Origin of the sequence: Ruegeria profundi, assembly GCF_020171505.1 — a bacterium.
GTDB classification, from domain to species: domain Bacteria; phylum Pseudomonadota; class Alphaproteobacteria; order Rhodobacterales; family Rhodobacteraceae; genus Ruegeria; species Ruegeria profundi.
On the sequence record NZ_JAIUZS010000004.1, the window covers coordinates 122,560 to 143,507 of the forward strand.

General features: G+C 58.2%; 17 protein-coding genes. 6 read left to right on the forward strand and 11 right to left on the reverse strand.

The window, feature by feature from the left end; genetic code table 11:
- On the forward strand, positions 1 to 1,323 hold the full coding sequence (locus tag LCM21_RS10935) for a 3-deoxy-D-manno-octulosonic acid transferase (protein ID WP_224890643.1): 1,323 nt from the start codon (positions 1 to 3) through the stop codon (positions 1,321 to 1,323).
- 39 nt (positions 1,324 to 1,362) lie between these two features.
- Here the strand turns inward: LCM21_RS10935 and LCM21_RS10940 are convergent, their stop codons facing one another.
- From LCM21_RS10940 to LCM21_RS10970, 7 genes are all read right to left on the reverse strand, one after another.
- Positions 1,363 to 2,526 (reverse strand): M20 aminoacylase family protein, encoded by a 1,164-nt coding sequence (locus LCM21_RS10940; RefSeq protein ID WP_224890644.1) that lies wholly within the window; start codon positions 2,524 to 2,526, stop codon positions 1,363 to 1,365.
- A gap of 55 nt (positions 2,527 to 2,581) precedes the next feature.
- Positions 2,582 to 3,724 carry an MFS transporter gene (locus LCM21_RS10945; protein ID WP_224890645.1) on the reverse strand — a complete coding sequence of 381 codons (1,143 nt, stop codon included), beginning with the start codon at positions 3,722 to 3,724 and terminating at the stop codon, positions 2,582 to 2,584.
- Positions 3,725 to 3,793: 69 nt separating this feature from the next.
- On the reverse strand, positions 3,794 to 5,071 hold the full coding sequence (locus LCM21_RS10950) for a DUF3422 family protein (RefSeq protein WP_224890646.1): 1,278 nt from the start codon (positions 5,069 to 5,071) through the stop codon (positions 3,794 to 3,796).
- 106 nt (positions 5,072 to 5,177) lie between these two features.
- Positions 5,178 to 5,534 carry a VOC family protein gene (locus LCM21_RS10955; protein ID WP_224890647.1) on the reverse strand — a complete coding sequence of 119 codons (357 nt, stop codon included), beginning with the start codon at positions 5,532 to 5,534 and terminating at the stop codon, positions 5,178 to 5,180.
- A gap of 150 nt (positions 5,535 to 5,684) precedes the next feature.
- Positions 5,685 to 7,133 carry an NAD(P)(+) transhydrogenase (Re/Si-specific) subunit beta gene (locus tag LCM21_RS10960; RefSeq protein WP_224890648.1) on the reverse strand — a complete coding sequence of 483 codons (1,449 nt, stop codon included), beginning with the start codon at positions 7,131 to 7,133 and terminating at the stop codon, positions 5,685 to 5,687.
- Between the two features lie 13 nt (positions 7,134 to 7,146).
- Positions 7,147 to 8,718, reverse strand: coding sequence for a Re/Si-specific NAD(P)(+) transhydrogenase subunit alpha (locus LCM21_RS10965; RefSeq protein WP_224890649.1), 1,572 nt, complete (start codon positions 8,716 to 8,718; stop codon positions 7,147 to 7,149).
- Positions 8,719 to 8,847: 129 nt separating this feature from the next.
- Positions 8,848 to 9,297, reverse strand: a complete 450-nt coding sequence (locus tag LCM21_RS10970; RefSeq protein WP_224890650.1) for a methyltransferase family protein — start codon at positions 9,295 to 9,297, stop codon at positions 8,848 to 8,850.
- 174 nt (positions 9,298 to 9,471) lie between these two features.
- On the opposite strand from LCM21_RS10970, the gene kynU reads away from it, so the two are divergent.
- The gene (gene kynU, locus LCM21_RS10975) at positions 9,472 to 10,665 is read left to right on the forward strand and encodes a kynureninase (protein ID WP_224890651.1); all 1,194 of its coding nucleotides are present in this window, start codon (positions 9,472 to 9,474) and stop codon (positions 10,663 to 10,665) included.
- Here the strand turns inward: kynU and LCM21_RS10980 are convergent.
- Positions 10,658 to 11,236: a TetR/AcrR family transcriptional regulator gene (locus LCM21_RS10980; protein ID WP_224890652.1), complete on the reverse strand. Its 579-nt coding sequence runs from the start codon at positions 11,234 to 11,236 to the stop codon at positions 10,658 to 10,660. The two genes, kynU and LCM21_RS10980, sit on opposite strands and share 8 nt — an antisense overlap.
- 99 nt (positions 11,237 to 11,335) lie before the next feature.
- Between LCM21_RS10980 and LCM21_RS10985 the strand changes: the two genes are divergently transcribed.
- A complete protein-coding gene (locus tag LCM21_RS10985) occupies positions 11,336 to 11,800 on the forward strand; it encodes a (2Fe-2S)-binding protein (protein ID WP_224890653.1) in 465 nt (154 codons plus the stop codon).
- A gap of 3 nt (positions 11,801 to 11,803) precedes the next feature.
- Complete coding sequence (locus LCM21_RS10990; protein WP_224890654.1) at positions 11,804 to 14,044, forward strand: xanthine dehydrogenase family protein molybdopterin-binding subunit; 2,241 nt, start codon at positions 11,804 to 11,806, stop codon at positions 14,042 to 14,044.
- A gap of 33 nt (positions 14,045 to 14,077) precedes the next feature.
- Here LCM21_RS10990 and LCM21_RS10995 read toward each other — a convergent pair whose 3' ends face one another.
- The 3 genes from LCM21_RS10995 to LCM21_RS11005 all read right to left on the reverse strand — a co-directional run bounded on the left by LCM21_RS10995 (position 14,078) and on the right by LCM21_RS11005 (position 17,642).
- Positions 14,078 to 14,854, reverse strand: coding sequence for a gamma-glutamyl-gamma-aminobutyrate hydrolase family protein (locus LCM21_RS10995; protein ID WP_224890655.1), 777 nt, complete (start codon positions 14,852 to 14,854; stop codon positions 14,078 to 14,080).
- 205 nt (positions 14,855 to 15,059) lie between these two features.
- Positions 15,060 to 15,485 carry a GlcG/HbpS family heme-binding protein gene (locus tag LCM21_RS11000; protein WP_224890656.1) on the reverse strand — a complete coding sequence of 142 codons (426 nt, stop codon included), beginning with the start codon at positions 15,483 to 15,485 and terminating at the stop codon, positions 15,060 to 15,062.
- Positions 15,486 to 15,509: 24 nt separating this feature from the next.
- On the reverse strand, positions 15,510 to 17,642 hold the full coding sequence (locus LCM21_RS11005) for a malate synthase G (RefSeq protein ID WP_224890657.1): 2,133 nt from the start codon (positions 17,640 to 17,642) through the stop codon (positions 15,510 to 15,512).
- 208 nt (positions 17,643 to 17,850) lie between these two features.
- Here LCM21_RS11005 and pepN point away from each other — a divergent pair, with 208 nt between their 5' ends.
- Positions 17,851 to 20,403, forward strand: coding sequence for an aminopeptidase N (gene pepN, locus LCM21_RS11010; RefSeq protein ID WP_224890658.1), 2,553 nt, complete (start codon positions 17,851 to 17,853; stop codon positions 20,401 to 20,403).
- The gene (locus tag LCM21_RS11015; protein WP_224890659.1) at positions 20,400 to 20,828 is read left to right on the forward strand and encodes a hypothetical protein; all 429 of its coding nucleotides are present in this window, start codon (positions 20,400 to 20,402) and stop codon (positions 20,826 to 20,828) included. The genes pepN and LCM21_RS11015 overlap by 4 nt, the downstream gene beginning before the upstream one ends.
- Positions 20,829 to 20,948 lie beyond the last annotated feature (120 nt).

The window sequence follows — 20,948 nt, forward strand, 5'->3', positions numbered from 1 at the left end:
ATGCCGGGCATTCCTGGCCGCCCTACGCTGCTTTATCATCTGTATTGTGGCCTGACTTCCGTTGCGGCCCCGCTTGTCTGGCGCACTGTGCGCAACAAGCTGCAAGCCGCGGACGTTCCCAAAACCCGACAACAGGAACGCTTGGGGCATGCCAGCCTTCCCCGCCCGGACGGAGTATTGCTCTGGTTTCATGCAGCCAGCGTTGGTGAGACCCTGTCCGTCATTAGCTTGATCAAACGGCTGGGTGAGCGCTTGCCCGGGGCCGAGTTCCTGATCACCTCTGGCACGCCTACATCTGCCGCGCTGATCGAAAAACGCATGCCACCCCGCACGCGCCACCAATTCCCGCCGCTGGACACCGCGGGTCCCGTACGGCGTTTTTTAGATCATTGGCGCCCGGATGCAGGTATTTTTGTCGAAAGCGAAATCTGGCCGCGTCTAGTTGTGGAAGGTGCCCGGCGGGGCATTCCGTTGGCGCTTCTGAACGCGCGCCTTTCGGACAAATCCGTCGAAAACTGGAAAAAACACCCCGAGACGGCTCGGTTCGTCTTGGATCATTTCCTTCTGTTCCTAACCCAAAATGACAAAACGGCCCGAAACCTGATTGACATGGGCGCACGTCCTGAGCGCGTTCAACCGGGCACGAATCTTAAGGCGATGTCCGACCCCCTGCCCGTAGATCAGGCCACGCTGTCTGATATCCGCGCGCAGATCGGGAACCGCCCGGTCTGGATCGCAAGTTCAACCCATGCGGGCGAGGAAGAAACGGTTCTGGCCGCCCATTCCGAACTGCTGAGACGGTGGCCAGATCTGTTGCTTTTGCTGATCCCGCGCCACCCTGAACGCCGGTCAGAAGTTACCGCGCTGCTGGACCAAGCCGGACAGAGATCTGCGATCCGCTCGGCGGGCGACACGATCTCAGAGGAAACTCAGGTGTACGTGGCGGACACGCTTGGCGAAACTGGTACGTGGTACGCGCTCTGCCCCATAGTGTTTCTGGGGGGATCTCTAAAAGAGATTGGCGGCCACAACCCGTTCGAACCCGCGCAAGCCGGTGCTGCGGTGATCACCGGGCCCGGCTATTACAACTTTGCTGAGACGTTCGCCCCTTTGATCGCATCGGGCGGCGCGCTGCAAGTCCAAACCTCGGCCGAACTGGCCGAGGCTGTAGCAACATGGCTTACTAACCAAACCGCGCTGGATAAGGCACGCGCCGCGGCAAAAACTTGCGTGAACACCCAAAAAACGGCGCTGGATGCAGTTGTCGAAACACTCTGCACCCAACTTAGCCTCTCAAGCCCGAATTCAACTGCGTCGGGCTGACGGCAAGTCGCTGTCAGGGCGTGTCCTTGCCGTTAACCTTCACGCCGCGGGCATCCGTTGCTCGACAATTTCAGCCCACCAGCTACACCCGGCCGGAATAGCCTCATCGTTGAAGTTGTACTCGGGATGATGCACCGCCGCCGTGTCGCCATTGCCAACGAGAATATAGGCGCCTGGTCGCTCTTCGAGCATAAAGGCAAAGTCCTCGCCGCCCATGATCAACGGCGCCTCATCACAGTTTCCGGACACTGACCGCGCGACTTCTGCTGCAAAATCGGTTTGCTCGTCGCTGTTCACCATCACCGGATACCCCCGGTAATATGTCACCTCAGTAGCTCCGCCGAAGGTCGCAGCAACGCCCTGGCATATTTCGCCGATGCGTTTTTCCGCCAGATCCCGCATCTCTTTGCTCATCGTGCGGACCGTGCCCTTAAGGTGGACTTTCTGCGGGATCACGTTGAACGCTTTGGACGAGGTTTCAAACGACGTGACCGATACCACAACCTGATCCACGGGATCAGCATTGCGCGCCGCAATCGTCTGTAACGCAAGAACCGCCTGCGCAGCCATGACTGTGGTGTCTATCGTCTCATGCGGTTTGGCTGCGTGTCCGCCTTTGCCCTCGAACGTGATGTCGAACTGATCGGTCGCCGCAAAGAAAGCACCCGGACGAATGGCGAAACTGCCGACGGGACGACCGGGCCAGTTGTGCATGCCGTAAACCTCTTGAATGCCCCAGCGGTCCATCATGCCATCTTCGCACATCTCACGACCGCCGCCGCCGCCCTCTTCTGCGGGCTGAAAAATCACAACGACCGTGCCGTCAAAGTTCCGGGTTTCCGACAGGTATTTCGCAGCCCCCAGTAACATGGCTGTATGACCGTCATGGCCGCACGCATGCATGGCCCCATCGGTTTTTGACGCATAGTCCAGCCCCGTTTCCTCGTGGATGGGTAAGGCGTCCATATCGGCCCGCAACCCGATCACCTTGCCGCCTGTGTCGGTTTTGCCCTTGATCACACCAACAACCCCGGTGCGGCCAATGCCGGTCACAACCTCATCGCAGCCAAACTCCTTGAGCTTGTCGGCAACCAAGGCGCTGGTGCGGTGCGTTTCGAACAGAATTTCAGGGTTCTCATGAATGTCGCGCCGCCATTCAGTGATCTGACCCTGCAATTCGGCAAAACGGTTTTTGATTGGCACAGTTCTCTCCCATCTTTTTTTGTCGGAGTGTAACCCCGATTGCGCCTTTATGTCCTTAGTCCAAGCGGGCTGGCCGAAGCGCGCCCGACAGCAAGACAATCAAAACGGCCAAGGGCAACAAGGCCGCGAACGCCAAGCGTAATGTAAGCATTTCGGCAAGAAACCCAATAAGCGGTGGACCGATTAGCAAACCCCCATATGCCAGAGTGGCCACGCTGGCGATGGCCTGCCCCGGTGGCACGTTCAGATCGCTGGCGGCCCTGCTGAACGCAAGCGGCATGATAACTGCGTAGCCGATCCCCATCAGGGCAAACCCGATCAGCGCCAACGCCGGCTCGGCAGTTGAAACAACTGTGAAAACACCCATCGCCGCGCATACTCCGCCAAACCGCGCAGTCGCGACCGGACCAAACCGAGAGATTACGAACCCGCCCGCCAGTCGGAAGGCCACCATGGTCACCGAGAACACCGCATACCCCAATGCCGCAATGCTTTCTTCCGCGCCTGTCACGTCGCGCAGGAATATCGCGCTCCAATCGGCGACGGCCCCTTCTCCAAGTGCGCCGCACAGAGCGGTGAACCCCACAAGGATCAACGCGCCGGACGGCAGCGCGAACACCGCAGCCCCCGAAGATGAGGCCTTGCGTGAAGTCCACCGAACCCTGGACAGTGCCAACGTCAAAGCAACAACAATCCCACCCATCAGCAGAAAGTGCTGCATTACCGTCAGCCCCATCTGCACCGCGCCATACCCGCTGAGGGCACCAAGGCCAGCACCCAAGCTCCACATCGCGTGAAACGAGGACATGACAGGTTTGTCATAGGCGTGTTCAACCTCGGCCGCCCAAGCATTCATGGCGACGTCCATCGAGCCATGAAAGGCCCCAAACACGAACAGAAAACCTGCCAACGCCCAAAAGCTGCCAGCCATCGCCAGCAGGATCAGGGACAGGGTATAAAGCACCGCGATGACCCGCGTGATGGATACAGCCCCAAACCGATCGGTAAGGCGACCCGTCACCGGAAACGAACACACCGCACCGGCCGCCATGAACAACAATCCATAGCCCAACGCCTCATGCGTCAGGCCCAGATGATCCCGCACTGCAGGAATGCGGGATGCCCAAATGCCAAACAGCGCACCGTTCAGGATGAACATGGCGGCAACGGCCCGCCAAGCAGCTGCGATTCCAATCACCGATTACCCTTTGCAGATCGCGTCAAACGGTCCTGTTTTACAGGCTTAGGATACTTTGGCAATCGCGGATTACCTGAGCTTTCCACGGATCTTCCGGACCGCAAACCAAACGATCAACACCACGGGGATTGTAACTGCTGCCGTCAGCGTTCCCTTGCTGACCTCGGAGCTTGTCAGGGGATACAAAAGATAGCTGACCAGCGAGACGGCATAGTAGCTGACAGCCACAACCGACAATCCCTCAACCGTGTGTTGCAACCGCAAGGCCAGGTCGGCACGGCGGTCCATGCTCTCCAGCAAGGCCTGGTTCTGTGCGCTGCGTTCCACATCCACGCGCGTCCGCAGCAATTCGCCCGCGCGGATCGCCCGATCGGACAAAGCCTGCAATCGGCGTTCGGTCGATTTCACCGTTCGCATAGCAGGATCGTAGCGGCGCATCATGAAATCAGCGAAACTCTGACCACCGTGAAACCGCTCTTCCCTAAGCGCCTCGATCCGTTGGTTGACAATCGCCTCATAGGCGCCCGTAGCCCCAAACCGGAAAGAGCATTGGGCTGAGAGGGTCTCCAACTCGATCGACGTTGCCAGCAAATCGGGAAGCAACTCGTCAGGATGGGCCGAGTTGTTGGTCATCTGGCCCATCAGGTCGGTCAGTTTGCCATCCAAAGCCCCGATGCGGGGCGACAACTGTTTGACGCGGGCAAAGCCCAGCATCGACATGGCCTTGTATGTCTCGATTTCGCACAGGCGCTGGATGATCCGCCCCGTCCTGCGTCGCCCCGTACCTTCAGTAACGAAAAGGGCAAACCGCATATGCCCTGTGGCATCTATCCGAAAATCGCTGGCACATATGGCCGAGTCGTCCAAAACCCGCGCCACTGCCAGGCTTTCCGGTTCGAACCAATCGGCCAAGGCGGTCTTGACCGCGTCATCCTCTTCGCGATCAACTACACGCAGCATCACCGAAGTGACCCGCTGACCCGGGCAGGTCGATAGCCAGTCTTTCGGAAAAACCTCGAAATCCACTGGGTCGAACGGGCGGTCACTGACGTTCTGCGTAATCGCAGTGTAGGTGACGAATTCGGTATGCTGTTCCCACTTGAGCCAGTGGCGACCGATCTGCCCCGCGAAATGAGTGGCGTTCGGCTGCGGATGCTGCGCACCGTGCCGGTCCAAAAGGTCGATCAGATGCGTCAAGTCCTCACTGCGATCACGGGCCACTGCGGCCACCGGCTTTTTGATCGCCAGAAAAACCACGGTACACGGCGTTTCGGCCACCGGAAAAGGGCGGGCGTGCAGTTCATTGGCCAAGGTATAGCGCAGCGGGTGGTCGTCCATGGGCGTCATGCGGGGCTCCGTTTCGTCCGTGGCACTATACGACACACCCAGAATACATCAATTCCGTTTTTTTTCAGTCACTTACACGGATACAACAGTATACATTCCCGCTATCTCATTGATTTGGCTGCCACAGCTCGATCGGATTGCCCTCGGGGTCGTGTATCCGTGCGAATTTTCCAACCTCGCTGTTCCAGTCCGGGTTGGCCTCAACCTCTATTCCCGCTGCCTGCAGCTGTTTGGTCAGGGCGTCCAAGTCATCAACGCGGAAATTGATCATCCATTGTTGCTCGTCCCGCCCGAAATACTTGGTGTCCTGAGCGAAGGGTGCAAAAACCGTGTACCCTTCCCGCTGCTTCCACGGCACTGGATCATAGTGATTGACGCCCAGATGCTTCTCATACCAGGCGCTCAACGCTTGAGGGTCGCGCGCACGGAAGAAAACTCCTCCGATGCCATTGACTTTTTGCATGCCCTTTCTCCGATACGGCTCGGACCAAGCATATCACACCCAGCGTGTTTTGACGGGCTACCAATATAGCGAAGGTCAGAAGGCAAAGCACGCGACAGGACAAAGAAAGGGCGCCCCTAGGCGCCCTTGTTACTCGGATTTACCCTATGATCACTCGATCATAGGTATCAGCTTGTCCAACGACTGCTTGGCGTCGCCATAGAACATGCGGGTGTTTTCTTTGAAGAACAACGGATTTTCGATACCCGAATATCCGGTGCCTTGGCCGCGTTTACTGACAAACACCTGCTTGGCGTTCCAGCACTCCAGAACCGGCATGCCGGCGATGGGGCTGTTGGGGTCTTCCTGCGCCGCAGGGTTTACGATGTCGTTCGAGCCGATCACGATGGCAACATCCGTATCCGGGAAATCCTCGTTGATCTCGTCCATTTCCAGAACGATGTCGTAGGGCACCTTTGCCTCGGCCAGCAATACGTTCATGTGGCCCGGCAGACGACCGGCAACGGGGTGGATCGCAAAACGCACCTCTTTGCCCTTGGCGCGCAGCTTGCGAACCAGTTCGGAAACCGACTGCTGTGCCTGCGCGACCGCCATGCCATAGCCGGGGATGATGATGATGCTGTCGGCATCGTTCAGAGCCGCCGCAACACCGTCGGCGTCAATAGCAACCTGCTCGCCCTCGACAGCCATCTGTTCCCCCTGCGGACCACCAAAGCCGCCCAGGATCACGCTGACAAAGTGCCGGTTCATCGCCTTGCACATGATGTAGGACAGGATCGCACCGCTTGATCCCACCAGCGCACCGACCACAATCAGCAGGTCGTTTCCAAGACTGAAGCCGATCGCCGCAGCCGCCCAGCCCGAATAGCTGTTCAGCATCGACACAACCACCGGCATGTCCGCGCCACCGATACCCATGATCAGGTGATAGCCAATGAACAGCGCCGCCACAGTCATCAGGAACAGCGGGAAGAAACCGCCAGAGCTGGTGTACCAGATCAGACAGATGAACGACAAACCCGCCGCCGCAGCGTTTAGCGCATGACCTCCGGGCAGTTTGGTCGCAGCCGACGTCACTTTACCTGCCAGTTTGCCGTAGGCCACGACCGAGCCGGTAAAGGTGATCGCACCGATGAAAATCCCAAGGAACAGTTCAACGTGCAGGATCGCCAGCTCAGCCGAGGTTTTCTTGGCAATCAACGCGGCGAAGGTGCCAAAGCTCTCTTTCGCCAGTTCAGCATCTGCCGACGCCAGTGCCTGAGCCACGTTGCCGATTTCAAAATGCGCGTTGAAACCAACAAATACAGCGGCCAGACCAACCAGCGAGTGCATTGCGGCAACCAGTTGCGGCATCTCGGTCATCTGCACGCGCTGCGCCACATATTGACCGATCAGACCGCCGCCGATGATCAGTAGGATCGACAGCAGCCACAGACCCGAACCCGGACCGACCAGAGTGGCAAAGACCGCCAGCGCCATACCGACGATGCCGTACCAGACCGCGCGTTTGGCGCTTTCCTGGTTCGACAGGCCGCCAAGGGAAAGGATGAACAGAACAGCCGCAACAACATAGGCGGCAGTAGTGAAGCCAAATTCCATGTGCCCGGCCTCCTTAAGATTTCTGGAACATGGCAAGCATGCGCCGGGTTACGAGGAAACCGCCGAAGATATTGATCCCGGCCATGAAGACAGACAGCGCCGCCAGCAGAATGACCAGGAACGACCCCGACCCAATCTGCATCAACGCGCCCACAATGATGATCGACGAGATCGCATTGGTGATCGCCATCAGCGGTGTGTGCAGCGAATGCGAGACATTCCAGATCACCTGGAAGCCCACAAAAATCGCCAACACAAAGACGATGAAGTGCTGCATGAAGCTAGCCGGAGCAACCAGCCCCACCAACAGCATCAGCGCGCCGCCCACACCCAGCAAGGTGAACTGCTGTTTGGTCTGCGCCTTGAACGCCGCGATTTCCTGCGCCTTCTTCTCTTCCGGGGTCAGTTCCTTGACCTCGGGCTTTTTCTGCGCCGCAATCGCCTGCACCTTGGGCGGCGGCGGTGGAAAGGTGATCTCGCCCTCATGGGTCACGGTCGCGCCGCGGATCACGTCATCTTCCATGTCATGATTGATCTGGCCGTCCTTCTCGGGCGTCAGGTCCGTCATCATGTGACGGATGTTGGTCGCGTACAGAGACGAAGACTGTGCCGCCATACGGCTGGGGAAGTCGGTGTAACCAACGATGGTCACGCCATTGTCGGTCACGACCTTCTCGTCCGGCACGGTGCCTTCGACATTGCCGCCCCGTTCCGCCGCAAGGTCAACGATGACCGAGCCCGGCTTCATCGCCTTTACCATATCCTCAAGCCAAAGCTTTGGCGCCGGGCGATTTGGGATCAGGGCGGTGGTGATGACGATATCCATTTCCGGAGCAAGCTCACGGAACTTGGCAAGCTGCGCGTTGCGGAATTCTTCCGACTGAACCGAAGCATAGCCGCCGGTGGCTGAACCGTCTTGTTGTTCTTCTTCAAAGTCCAGATAGACGAATTCCGCCCCCATGGATTCGACCTGCTCGGCCACTTCGGGGCGCACGTCGAACGCATAGGTGATCGCACCCAGCGAGGTCGAGGTCCCGATCGCGGCCAGACCGGCCACACCTGCGCCAACGATTAGCACCTTGGCAGGCGGCACCTTACCCGCCGCCGTCACCTGACCGGTGAAGAAACGACCAAAGTTGTTGCCCGCCTCGATCACCGCGCGATAGCCAGCGATATTCGCCATCGACGACAGCGCATCCATCTTCTGAGCACGTGAGATACGCGGCACCATCTCCATGGCGATCACGTTTGCGCCCTTGGATTTGGCCAGCTCCATCCCCTCTTCATTCCCTGCAGGATTAAAGAACGAGATCAGCGTCTTGCCCTTGTTCAGGCGTTTCATTTCGGTCTCGGTCGGCACCCGAACCTTGGCAATGATATCAGCCGCCTTCCACAATGCCGCAGCTGTTTTGACCACCTCAACCCCGGCAGCTTCATACGCTGCATCGGAAAAACCAGCTGCCTGACCGGCCCCTTTCTCGATCAGGCACTCATAGCCCAGTTTCTGCAATTGCACGGCAGACTCAGGCGTCATTGCAACCCTGTTCTCGCCGTCAAAAATCTCTTTCGGTGTGCCTATTTTCACTGGCAGTCCCCCTAAATTTCACTCTGTTCGATCGGGTGAGCGGTATTGTTTGTTAAGCAAACGTTTATCTTGCGCAACATTGTTTCACAAGCATGGCAATCGTTACGCTGTGTCACCGGTTGTGCCATGCTAAATCCATCTGCGTGTTTTGCGTTCATAGCGAGCGAAATCCGCACGAAAAGTGCGACGCAAGCGGTCCTCCTCGGGCAGGATAAAGCGGCGCTCTAACACCCAGACAAAAACCGGGATCAATAGCAAAGACAGTACTGCATCGAACCGCAGGACCAACCCAGCAAATATCAGAACATCGCCAACATAGATCGGGTTGCGGCTGCGCTTGTAAATACCCGATTGCACCAGCGCATCTGGTGTTTGATGCGGAACAACGGTTGTTTTGTGACGGCGGAATTCGACGACCGCCATGACCGCTATTAAGATGCCGCCCCCGATCAGAAATCCGCTGAGCAAATCGGTCAAACCGCTTTCCAGTGACAGCCCCATTGGCAGGTGACGCGCCTGTAGCCAAGCCAGCAATACAAAACCGGCAAGCCAAACAGGAGGGACATTGATCCAGCGCATAGTCAGTTCTCAGGCCTTACATCACGTAAAGCACGTGACATTTCTGAGCGCTGTCCTAACGCTTTGAGACCAGATTGGCAAAAGTTCAGGTTGTCGCATCGATGGACAGGCAGAAATGGATAGGATACGCCAGACGAAATCACCGCAACACAGTACAAAGGTAGAGACCCCAGTATGACCGACTTTGCCGCAACCAAAGCCATGTTCGATCTGCCCGAGGGCATCATTTATCTGGACGGCAATTCGCTTGGCCCCCTGCCAAGCACTGCGGGTAAGCGCGTGAATGACATGATGGCTAAGGAATGGGGACAGATGCTGATCACGGGCTGGAACAAGGCCGGGTGGATGGCTCTGCCCACGGCTTTGGGGGATCGTATCGGGCGGTTGATAGGTGCCGCGCCCGGATCGATCGTGACCGGCGATACCTTGTCAATCAAAGTGTATCAGGCCGCCGCTTCGGCACTGGAACTGCGCCCTGATCGAAAAGTTGTACTGTCGGACAGCGGTAACTTCCCGTCCGATCTTTATATGGTGGAAGGTCTGTTGCGATCGCTCGGGTCCGACTATGAGCTGCGCGTTGTTGCGCCCGAGGATGTGGCCGCGAATATCACAGAAGATGTCGCTGTTCTTATGCTGACCGAAGTCGACTATCGCAGCGGTCGCATGCACGACATGAAAGCACTGACCGAACTGGCACATGCCAACGGCGCAGTAACAGTCTGGGATCTGGCCCACTCTGCCGGTGCGATCCCCGTAGATCTGACCGGCTGCAACGTCGATTTCGCGGTGGGATGTACATACAAGTATCTGAACGGAGGACCGGGCGCGCCAGCCTTTATCTATGTCGCGCCACGCCTTGCGGATCGGGCACGACCGGCCCTGTCAGGCTGGCTGGGGCACGAGGCGCCCTTTGCTTTCGACTTGGACTACCGCCCCGGCACCGGGATTGAGAGGATGCGCGTTGGAACCCCTCCGATCCTGCAAATGACCGCCTTGTCAGCCGCGATGGATATCTGGGACATGGCTGATATGGCCGATGTGCGCGCCAAGTCCATTGAGCTGACCGAGTTGTTCATTGCCCGCGTCGAAGCAGCCTGCCCCGAGCTTGAGCTGGTCAGCCCGCGTGATCCGAACCAGCGCGGCAGTCAGGTGTCGTTCCGCTTTGATGACGGATATGCCGCCATGCAGGCCTTGATTGCCCGCGGTGTAATCGGAGATTTCCGTGCGCCCAACATCATGCGCTTTGGCTTTACCCCACTTTACATCGACGAGAAGGATGTGGAAGGCGCCGTTGAGATCCTCGCCGATATAATGAACAACCGCCTGTGGGACACGCCCGAGTACAAGGTGCAGCAGCGGGTTACCTGACCTCAAGCCCCGCACCGATCAGGGACGCGATCTGGGCAACCTGCTTTTCATAGGTCTCGGCCCCCGCGCCGGCCAGCTTGAGCCCCTTTAGCGTGGCGGTGATTGTCCACCCGGTTTCGGCTGCATCCGCTGGCATTTTGACCCGACCAGCCTGCGCTTGCTGAGTCAGCCAGTCTGCATAAAGACCCGCCAGTTTAGCTTCACCCTCGGCAATGATGTCGGCCGCCATGGACTTGGTGTTGTCCAGCATCTCAAGCCCGTGAGGCGAGGCCAATATGGTCGCCATCCCGGCAGTTTGTGCCTGCACTGCACGTGTGAGAACCTCGGGCACCGTGCCTGAGGTCGCCAGCGCCTCGGCCACGGAAGCGCTTTTGTCGGCGTAATAAACCTCAGTCAGTTTTCTGACGATCGCCTCTTTGTTCTTGTAGTGCAGATACACTGCCGGGCGGGACATGCCGGCGCCGCGCGCGATGTCATCCATCGACGTTTTCCGGTACCCATAAGCGGCAAACGCCTGAAAGGCCGATGCCAGGATTGCCTTTTGCCGTGGATCGTCAATTGTGTCCGTCATATCTGAACTGGTGACAGTTTCCGTCTATTTTGTCAATTGACATAGTGACATTTTACGACAATTATGTCAGAAACCAGCCACAGCTATGTGAGGTGCGCCATGGCAACCGCCCTGAAGATCAACGGAAAGCAACATCAGATTGACCTGCCCGACGACGTACCCTTGCTTTGGGTATTGCGGGATGAGGTCGGTTTGACCGGAACCAAATTCGGCTGTGGTGTTGCGGCCTGCGGGGCTTGTACCGTTCATATTGATGGTGAAGCCGTACGCTCATGCCAGGTGGCACTGTCGGATGTCTGGGGCGATGTCACGACAATCGAAGGGATCGGATCGCCTGATGCGATGGCTGCAATCCAACAAGCGTGGGTCGATCACCAAGTGGCGCAATGCGGGTACTGCCAGTCAGGTCAGATCATGCAGGCCGCTGCGTTGCTTGCGGAAAATCCTGCCCCCTCGGACACGGATATTGATGACGCCATGCAAGGCAACCTATGTCGCTGTGGCACCTACCCTCGCATTCGCGCTGCCATTCATGACGCAGCCAGCAAGTTGAAGGAGGCGTAAACAATGGCATCCGTTGGTAAAATCCTTCGTCGCACCTTCCTTATCGGTTCGGCCGCGATTGTCGGTGGCGTCGCGTTTGGCGCCTATTACGTCAGCCGCCCCGCTGCGAACCCGCTGAAACCCGGTGAAGGTCAGGCGGCGCTGAACCCGTTTGTTTTGATCGACCAGAACGGCGTTACCCTTTTTGCCCCCCGCGCCGAAATGGGACAGGGTGTCCAGACGACTTGGGCTGCGCTGATTGCCGAGGAACTTGATGTCGATCTGGATCAGATCACCGTTCTGCACGGCCCTGCGGCGGCGGCTTACTATAACTCGGCCCTGATAGGGGAAGGCCTGCCCAACAAAGGGTATGATATCTCTGATTTCCAGCACAATCTGGGCGAAGCGTTGGGTGTTCTTGGTAAAACGCTCAGCTTGCAGGTGACCGGTGGCTCGACCTCAATGAAAGATGGGTTCGAAAGGATGCGTCAGGCCGGCGCTTCGGCACGTGAGACGCTGAAGCGCGCTGCCGCCAACCGTCTGGGCGTTGATCCCGCTGACCTGAAAACGGCGTCGGGCCATGTCATTGCACCCAGCGGCGATAAGATCGCCTATACCGATCTGGCGGTGGACGCGGCTGTGCTGGAACCGGTTGATGTCCCTCTGCGGGATCCGTCAGAATGGCGCTATCTCGGACAGACCCAACCGCGTTTGGACATGGTGGAAAAGGCAACCGGCACCGCAGAATTCGCTGTCGACGTTCGCTTGCCCGGTATGAAATTCGCCGCCGTTCGCATAAATCCCAAGCTGGGCGGCGCGATGAACGGCTACGACGACAGTGCTGCGAAATCCATGCCCGGGGTTGAAAAAGTAGTCGATCTGGGCACCGGGGTCGCGGTAATCGCCAACAACACATGGCTGGCCAATCAGGCGGTCGAAGCGATTGATGTCGACTGGGCAGACGCCCCTTACCCGCCGGACACCGAAGGCATCTTTGCAAAAATTGCCGAAGCGTTTGACGAGGCCCCGAACTCGACCATGCGGGATGACGGCGATGTCAGCGTCACACCCGACGGCGCGACCGAGATTATGGCGGAGTATCAAGTGCCGTATCTGGCCCACGCAACGATGGAGCCGATGAACGCAACAGCGCTGTTTACCGGCGATGCGCTGGAAGTGTGGTGCGGAAATCAGGCCCCGACCCTGATCAAATTCCGCGTTGCAAACACGGCCAATCTGGACACAGAGGCAGTGCAAATTCACACCACTTACTTAGGTGGCGGTTTTGGTCGCCGGGGTGAGTTGGACTTTGGTGAAATTGCGACCAAGGTTGCCATGGCGATGCCCGGCACTCCGGTGCAGACAACCTGGAGCCGCGAAGAAGACATGCGCCATGACTATTTCCGCCCCGGTGCCATCGCCCGCATGCGAGGCGCAGTTCAGGATGGCAAGGCCGTTCTGATCGACGGCAAGGTGGCGGCGCAATCCTGCACACAGCAGGCAGTGACGCGCTATACCGGTATGCCCGGCGCTGGTCCGGACAAAGTTCTGGTCGAAGGTTTTTTCAACCAACCCTATGCGGTGCCGAACTACCGAATGAGCGGCCACATCGCCAAATTGGATGTTCCGGTGGGGTTTTGGCGTTCGGTCGGAAACAGCCATAACGGATTCTTCCACGAAACCTTTGTGGATGAGATGGCCCACGCCGCTGGTCAGGACCCGCTTGAATTCCGGCTGGAGCTAATGAAGACCGAGCATGCCCCGTCGGCCGGATGTCTGGAAGCCGTGAAGGAAATGTCAGGCTGGACAGGTCAGACGCCGGATGGTGTGGGCCGGGGCGTTGCCTTCACCTATAGCTTCGGCACTCCGGTTGCTCAGGTCATTGAGGTGGTTGACGAGGACGGCACCATTCGCATCAGCAAGGCCTGGATCGCCTGTGACATGGGGCTGGCCCTGGACCCCGAGAACGTCAAGGCGCAGATGTTTGGCGGCATGATGTACGGGTTGTCAGCCGCGTGTTACGGCGAGATCACCTTTGCCGAAGGTGAAGTCGAGCAGTACAACTTCCCCGACTATGATGCGCTGCGGATGCACACTGCGCCACAGGTCGAAGTGCGCGTCTTGGAAACCAACCGTCACATGGGGGGCGCGGGTGAACCCGGAACCCCTCCGTCGATGCCCGCGCTTGGAAATGCGCTGTTCGACCTAACCGGAGAGCGCGCCCGCAAACTGCCACTCAATCAGCAGTTTAACCTACTGATCTGACACGTATCAGGCGAGCGAAACAGACAGCAGGCTTCAAGCGATCCGGCGAAACGCGGCCCGTCCGCAGGTCGACCATGTCTGAACGGCCTGACCAAATTTCTGAAACAGCGGTCGAGACACAGGATCGTTGATTGCATCCCATTCCGGGTGCCATTGAACCGACAGAGTAAAACCTGGGGCGTCTTGGATATACATCGCCTCCGGCGTGCCATCCGGGGCATAGCCGTCAATGACCACGCGTTCGCCAACTGTTTTGATCCCCTGCCCGTGCAGCGTGTTCGTCATAACTTCGGTCGCTCCGAACAGTTGATGAAAAACTCCGTCCTCAGACAGAGTCACCACATGGCGCAGCGCAAACTTTTCCTCCAACGTGCCATCGGGTGGCATGCGGTGATTCATCCGACCCGGCAGATCGCGAATTTCAGGGTACAGCGTACCGCCCATGGCCACGTTGACCTCTTGAAAGCCGCGGCAGATGCCCATGAATGGTTGACCGCGCTCGACGCAAGCCCGGACCAGAGGAAGCGTGATTGCATCCCGCGCCCGATCAAACTCTCCATGGGCGTCGGTGGCGTCCTCGCCGTATTCCTCGGGGTGCACATTCGGGCGCCCGCCGGTCAGCAGAAACCCATCGCAGACCTCCAACAGTTCCTCGACCGAGACATAGCGTGGGTCGGACGGAATAAGCAGCGGCAGGCAGTTCGAAACATTCGCAACCGCGTCCGAGTTCATCGTTCCGCCCGCATGGGTCGGGTACTCATCATTCAGGATGTAGGAGTTACCGATGATACCGACGACCGGTCGAGACATGCCGCTTCCCTTGCTGTTTTCTTGTTCACACGAACGCTATCCGCAGTGGATCGAACGTGCAACAAAACACGCCCTGTATGACAGCGCAAGGCTGTGTTCAGTCGCGCACAGTGTGATCCAGAAACCTCAGGCGTACGGGAGAGTTGCCCACGCCGGGACCCGAACCTTAAACTGGCACGGCTCTTCCCCGGCGCGGTGATCCAAGTCAGCTTTCTCCGGTCAAACCAGCGGCCTCGATCCCGGCCATGCCTGCAACGACGTCATTGTCGGACGTGTCGCCCGTGACACCAATCGCGCCGATAACTGCCCCTTTGCGATCCCGCAGAAGGATGCCGCCCGGAACCGGGACGACCTGCCCACCATAAACACCGTTTACCGCCGCCATGAAATAAGCCTGTGCCTCGGCCCGCTGCATTTGCGCGGTGCCCGCCATACCCAACATGACCGAGCCATAGGCCTTACCATGCGCGATCGGGAACCGTCCCGGCGCCGCGCCATCTTCGCGTTCAAATGCGATGACGTGCCCACCCGCATCCAGTACAACAACTGAAAGGGGTTTAAGGTCCATCTCACGACCCTTTTCAAGGGTTTTTCGGATGATCGTGCGGGCTTTGCGCAAAGAAACTGCCATTTTCTGTCCTATCGTGTTTTCAGGTTAAAGGCTGGCTTTCAACTCAAGACGGCGGGCATGCAGGACCGGTTCAGTATAGCCCGAAGGCTGTATCCGCCCTTTGAACACCAAATCGCAGGCAGCCTGAAAAGCCACACCATCAAATCCCGTAGCCATTGGGCGATATTCGGGGTCACCTTCGTTCTGGCGGTCCACCACTGCCGCCATTTTCTGCATCGCGGCCATCACCTGCTCTTTGCTGACAACGTCGTGATGCAGCCAGTTGGCCAGTGCTTGAGAGGATATCCGGCAGGTTGCGCGGTCTTCCATCAAGCCAATGTCGTTGATGTCTGGTACTTTCGAGCACCCGACGCCTTGGTCGATCCAGCGCACCACGTACCCAAGAATACCCTGCGCGTTGTTCTCAATCTCGCGCGTGATTTCCTCATCGCTCAGATTGCGGCCGGCCAGTAATGGTATCGTCAACAAATCCTCAAGCGAGGCGCGCGCGCCACCAGCTGCCAGTTCGTCCTGACGGGCCAAAACATCCACACTGTGATAATGTGTTGCGTGCAGCGTTGCAGCGGTTGGGGACGGCACCCATGCGCAGGTGGCGCCAGACTTCGGATGGCCGATTTTGGCCTCAAGCATATCATGCATCCGGTCGGGCACCGCCCACATGCCCTTGCCGATCTGCGCCTTGCCTTTCAGGCCGCAAACCAACCCGATATCGACGTTGCGATCCTCGTAGGACGCGATCCATGGTGTGTTTTTCATATCCCCCTTGGGCAGCATCGGACCTGCCTCCATCGAGGTATGGATCTCGTCCCCCGTCCGGTCGAGGAATCCTGTGTTGATAAAGGCCACGCGCGTTTTTGCAGCACGGATGCACTCCCTGAGGTTAACCGAGGTGCGGCGCTCTTCGTCCATTATGCCCAGCTTCACGGTGTTACGCGGCAGGCCAAGGATGTCTTCGACCATATCGAAAATCTCGACCGAGTACGCAACTTCTTCCGGGCCATGCATCTTGGGTTTGACCACATAAACCGATCCCTTGACCGAGTTTCCGCCTTCACGAGCCAAATCGTGCATGGCGATCAGCGTCGTACAGAGCGCGTCCATCAGGCCCTCGCCGATCTCATTGCCCTCGGCGTCCAGAATCGCGGGGTTGGTCATAAGGTGCCCCACGTTCCGCACCAGCATCAATGAGCGGCCTTTCAGCTTGGCCTGACCCCCACCGGCGGTGGTGTACTCCAGATCATCCGCCAGCTTGCGGGTAAATGTGGTGCCGCCTTTGGTGACTTGCTCGGTCAGGTCACCCCTCATCAGGCCCAGCCAGTTACCATATGCAACCACCTTATCCTCGGCGTCGACACAGGCGACTGAGTCTTCGCAATCCATGATCGTCGACAAGGCCGATTCCAGCACGACATCCGCGATACCCGCCGGATCAGAGGCACCAATAGTGCTGGAGGCATCAATAACGATCTTGATGTGCAACTCATTGTTTTTCAGCAGAATGAACTCCGGGTTTTCCGCAGCGCCACCATACCCAACGAAACGTGAGGCATCCGCAAGTGTTGGCACCAGTGCGCCGTTTTCAACCCGCAACTCAGCCGCATCCGCCCAAGACCCGTTTGCCAAAGGCGCAGCGTCGTCCAGAAACCCCTTGGCCCAAGCGATCACCCTCGCGCCCCGGGCCGCGTCGTACCCGCTGCCGGTCGGCAGGTCACCCAGCGCGTCGGTGCCATAGAGGGCGTCATACAAGCTGCCCCAACGCGCATTGGCTGCGTTTAACGCGAAACGCGCGTTGGTTATTGGCACTACCAATTGCGGTCCGGGTGTTTGCGCAATCTCGGGATCAACATTGGTGGTTTCAATCTGGAAATCGGTGCCTTCTTCAACCAGATAGCCGATTTCGCGCAAGAATGCCTGATACGCGGCGGCGTCGTGCTGCTGCCCTTTCCGCTCCAGATGCCACGCGTCCAATTGCCCTTGGATTTCTTCCCGCTTTGCCAGCAGCGCGCGATTTTTCGGACCCAGCTCAGCCACCATGCGGGACAGGCCGTCCCAAAAGGCGTCAGCAGTTACACCCGTGCCCGGCAGAGCCCGATCTTCGATGAATTCGGCCAGAACGGTATCAACTTGCAGTCCGCTGCGCGTTTGTCTGCTGCTCATGAGGTCCCTCTCTCTCGTGTGTACGCCACTGTATTCCGGATGCATTTAGAACGATTGTTTCCGATAGGCAACGCGCACGAGGCCGCTGCGGTAAAACAGACTTACCAAAACTTCGGATCGCACCGTCTCGGTTGAAGATTGCACCGCTTGCAGCCCACCGCCGCAAGCCATAACGTCGCGCCAGACATGAACCGATGCGAGGCCCCCGATGCGTGACGCAGCCCCTACCACGATCTACCTTAAAGACTACACGCCCTTTGGCTATCTGGTGGACAGCGTGCATCTGACCTTTGATTTGGCCGATCACGCCACACGCGTCACGTCGCGCATTGCCTTCCGCCCCAATCCGGACGCCACAGATCGAACGTTTTTTCTGCATGGCGAGGATTTGACCCTAGTCCGCGCCGCCATCGACGGGGCCGAGATCACACCCGATGTCACCGAGACTGGCCTGACCGCCGACGTTCCAAACGCGCCTTTCATCTGGGAAGCGATTGTCGAGATCGACCCGGGCAACAACACCGCGCTTGAGGGGCTGTACATGTCGAACGGTATGTATTGCACGCAGTGCGAGGCCGAAGGGTTCCGCAAGATCACCTACTACCCCGACCGGCCAGACGTGATGTCCACCTTCACCGTGCGCATCAATGGCGATTTGCCGGTGCTGCTGTCGAATGGCAACCCCTCAGGCAAAGGCAAGGGCTGGGCAGAATGGACCGATCCGTGGTCCAAACCCGCCTATCTGTTTGCTTTGGTGGCAGGCGACCTGATCGCGCATCCCGGCCAGTTCACCACGATGTCGGGCCGCGATGTTGCATTGAACCTCTGGGTCCGCCCCGGCGATGAAGGCAAATGCGCCTTCGGGATGGAGGCGTTGAAAAAGTCCATGAAATGGGACGAAGACGTCTATGGCCGTGAATACGATCTGGATGTCTTCAACATCGTGGCGGTGGACGATTTCAACATGGGCGCGATGGAGAACAAGGGGCTGAACATCTTTAACTCCTCGGCCGTTCTGGCCAGCCCGGAAACCTCGACCGATGATAATTTCGAACGCATTGAAGCGATCATCGCGCATGAATACTTCCACAATTGGACAGGCAACCGCATCACTTGCCGCGACTGGTTCCAACTGTGTTTAAAAGAGGGTCTGACCGTCTTCCGCGATGCGCAGTTCACATCTGACATGCGCTCGGCCCCGGTGAAACGAATCCATGACGCCATAGACCTGCGCGCGCGGCAATTCCCCGAAGACAACGGGCCATTGTCGCACCCTGTCCGACCCGAGAGCTTTCAGGAAATCAATAACTTCTACACGGCCACAGTTTATGAAAAAGGGGCCGAGGTGATCGGAATGCTGAAACGATTGGTCGGGGATGAGGCGTACAAACAGGCGCTAGACCTCTATTTCGACCGCCACGACGGGCAGGCCTGCACCATCGAGGATTGGCTGAAAGTGTTCGAGGACACGACAGGCCGCGATCTGACCCAGTTCAAACGCTGGTACAGTCAGTCAGGGACGCCGCGCGTTACCGTGTCCGAAGATTGGGCGGACGGCGTTTATACTCTGACCCTGAAACAACGAACCGAAACGACCCCTGGTCAGTCAGAGAAGCTTCCGCAAGTGATCCCGGTCGCCGTTGGCTTGCTGAGCCCGAACGGGGATGAAGTGCGCCAAACCGAGGTGCTGGAACTGACAGAGGCCGAACAGAGCTTTGAATTCACCGGTTTGGCGGCCAAACCCGTGGCTTCGATTCTGCGGGATTTCTCGGCTCCGGTCATTCTCGAACATGACCATACGGATGCGGAACGCGCCTTTCTGTTGGCGCATGACACTGATCCGTTCAACCGCTGGCAGGCCGGACGATCGCTGGCGCAAGACACCTTACTGCGCATGATAAAGCACGATGCCGCGCCGGGGGCGGACTATCTGGATGGTATGCTGACCGTTTTGCGGGACAGAGATCTGGACCCCGCCTATCGCGCCTTGATGCTGGGCCTGCCGACGCAGTCAGAGTTGGCGGCCGCGTTGTTTGAAAGCGGTGAAACCCCTGATCCGATGGCGATTTGGACTGCAGTAGAGACCCTCCGGCAGGCGACGGCCCAACATGTTCAGGACCTGCTACCACGACTGCTCAGCGAAACGCAGATCGACGCACCGTTCAGCCCAGACGCCGAACAAGCTGGCAAACGCGCGCTTGGCGGTGCGGTTATGTACCTGACTTCGCGGCTTGATGGCGGCATCAAAGCAGCCGAAGAGTACGCCGCTGCTGACAACATGACCCGCCAGTTGACTGCTCTGTCCTGTCTCTTGCGGGCAGGCACGGGCCAGGCGGAACTGACAAGCTTTTACAATCAGTGGCAACATGACCGGCTGGTGGTTGACAAGTGGTTTGCCCTGCAAGTGTCTACAGCCACACCCGAAGCAACGGTTGAGGTCACACGCGCGCTGACACAGCACGCTGATTTCAATTGGAAAAACCCGAACCGATTCCGCTCGGTCATCAGTGCGCTCGCGATGAACCATGCCGGGTTTCACCGCCCTGACGGGGCCGGTTATGAGCTGCTTGCGGATTGGTTGATCCGTCTGGATCCGGTCAACCCACAAACAACGGCCCGAATGTGCTCGGCTTTCCAGACATGGAAACGCTACGACGCTGAGCGACAGGGCCTCATGCAAGCGCAGCTGACCCGTATCGCCGAAACACCAAACCTGTCGCGCGATACCACGGAAATGGTGTCCCGTATCCTTGGCGCATGAGCCCGTACAGTTTCACGCGCAACAATCGGACGCGACGCGGCGTCCTGACTCTGATCGGCATCTATGCGGGGCTGTTGGCGCTGGTGATCGTGTTTGATGCAGCATGGTGGCTTGTTGTGTTGCTCGGCCTGACCACCTTGCCTGCCCTTTGGGACATCATACAGGACACTCAAGCAGGGCTGACGTTGGATACCGACCGGATTCGTTGGTTTTCTGGCAACCGCGAGGGCGAGGTTGCGTTGTCCGATATTGATCACGTCCGTTTGGACACACGCTGGGACTTTTCGGTGCGCAGCGCACTGGTTCTGACGTCAGACAAACGGATTCGCCTGCCGGATGAGGCTATGCCGCCGCATAAGGAGCTTGAGGCCGTCTTGCAGAAAGCCGGGTTGCGGGTTGAACGGCATCATTTTCGCGTTTTCTGAAACAGTCATAATGAAAAATGCCTGTTAGTTTCTGCTTTATGTCCAATAAAGTGCCATAAGCTTGAATTTGAACCAACCTTCGGTCAGAGTTTTCGACAAGCTTACAAGTTGTTTTGATTT

Bases quoted from the DNA above. Each gene is read 5' to 3' on its own strand.
- LCM21_RS10935 (WP_224890643.1), top strand. From the start codon at position 1: ATGCCGGGCATTCCTGGCCGCCCTACGCTGCTTTATCATCTGTATTGT.
- LCM21_RS10950 (WP_224890646.1), bottom strand. From the start codon at position 5,071: ATGACGCCCATGGACGACCACCCGCTGCGCTATACCTTGGCCAATGAA.
- LCM21_RS10955 (WP_224890647.1), bottom strand. From the start codon at position 5,534: ATGCAAAAAGTCAATGGCATCGGAGGAGTTTTCTTCCGTGCGCGCGAC.
- LCM21_RS10960 (WP_224890648.1), bottom strand. From the start codon at position 7,133: ATGGAATTTGGCTTCACTACTGCCGCCTATGTTGTTGCGGCTGTTCTG.
- LCM21_RS10970 (WP_224890650.1), bottom strand. From the start codon at position 9,297: ATGCGCTGGATCAATGTCCCTCCTGTTTGGCTTGCCGGTTTTGTATTG.
- kynU (WP_224890651.1), top strand. From the start codon at position 9,472: ATGACCGACTTTGCCGCAACCAAAGCCATGTTCGATCTGCCCGAGGGC.
- LCM21_RS10980 (WP_224890652.1), bottom strand. From the start codon at position 11,236: ATGACGGACACAATTGACGATCCACGGCAAAAGGCAATCCTGGCATCG.
- LCM21_RS10985 (WP_224890653.1), top strand. From the start codon at position 11,336: ATGGCAACCGCCCTGAAGATCAACGGAAAGCAACATCAGATTGACCTG.
- LCM21_RS10990 (WP_224890654.1), top strand. From the start codon at position 11,804: ATGGCATCCGTTGGTAAAATCCTTCGTCGCACCTTCCTTATCGGTTCG.
- LCM21_RS10995 (WP_224890655.1), bottom strand. From the start codon at position 14,854: ATGTCTCGACCGGTCGTCGGTATCATCGGTAACTCCTACATCCTGAAT.
- LCM21_RS11000 (WP_224890656.1), bottom strand. From the start codon at position 15,485: ATGGCAGTTTCTTTGCGCAAAGCCCGCACGATCATCCGAAAAACCCTT.
- LCM21_RS11005 (WP_224890657.1), bottom strand. From the start codon at position 17,642: ATGAGCAGCAGACAAACGCGCAGCGGACTGCAAGTTGATACCGTTCTG.
- pepN (WP_224890658.1), top strand. From the start codon at position 17,851: ATGCGTGACGCAGCCCCTACCACGATCTACCTTAAAGACTACACGCCC.
- LCM21_RS11015 (WP_224890659.1), top strand. From the start codon at position 20,400: ATGAGCCCGTACAGTTTCACGCGCAACAATCGGACGCGACGCGGCGTC.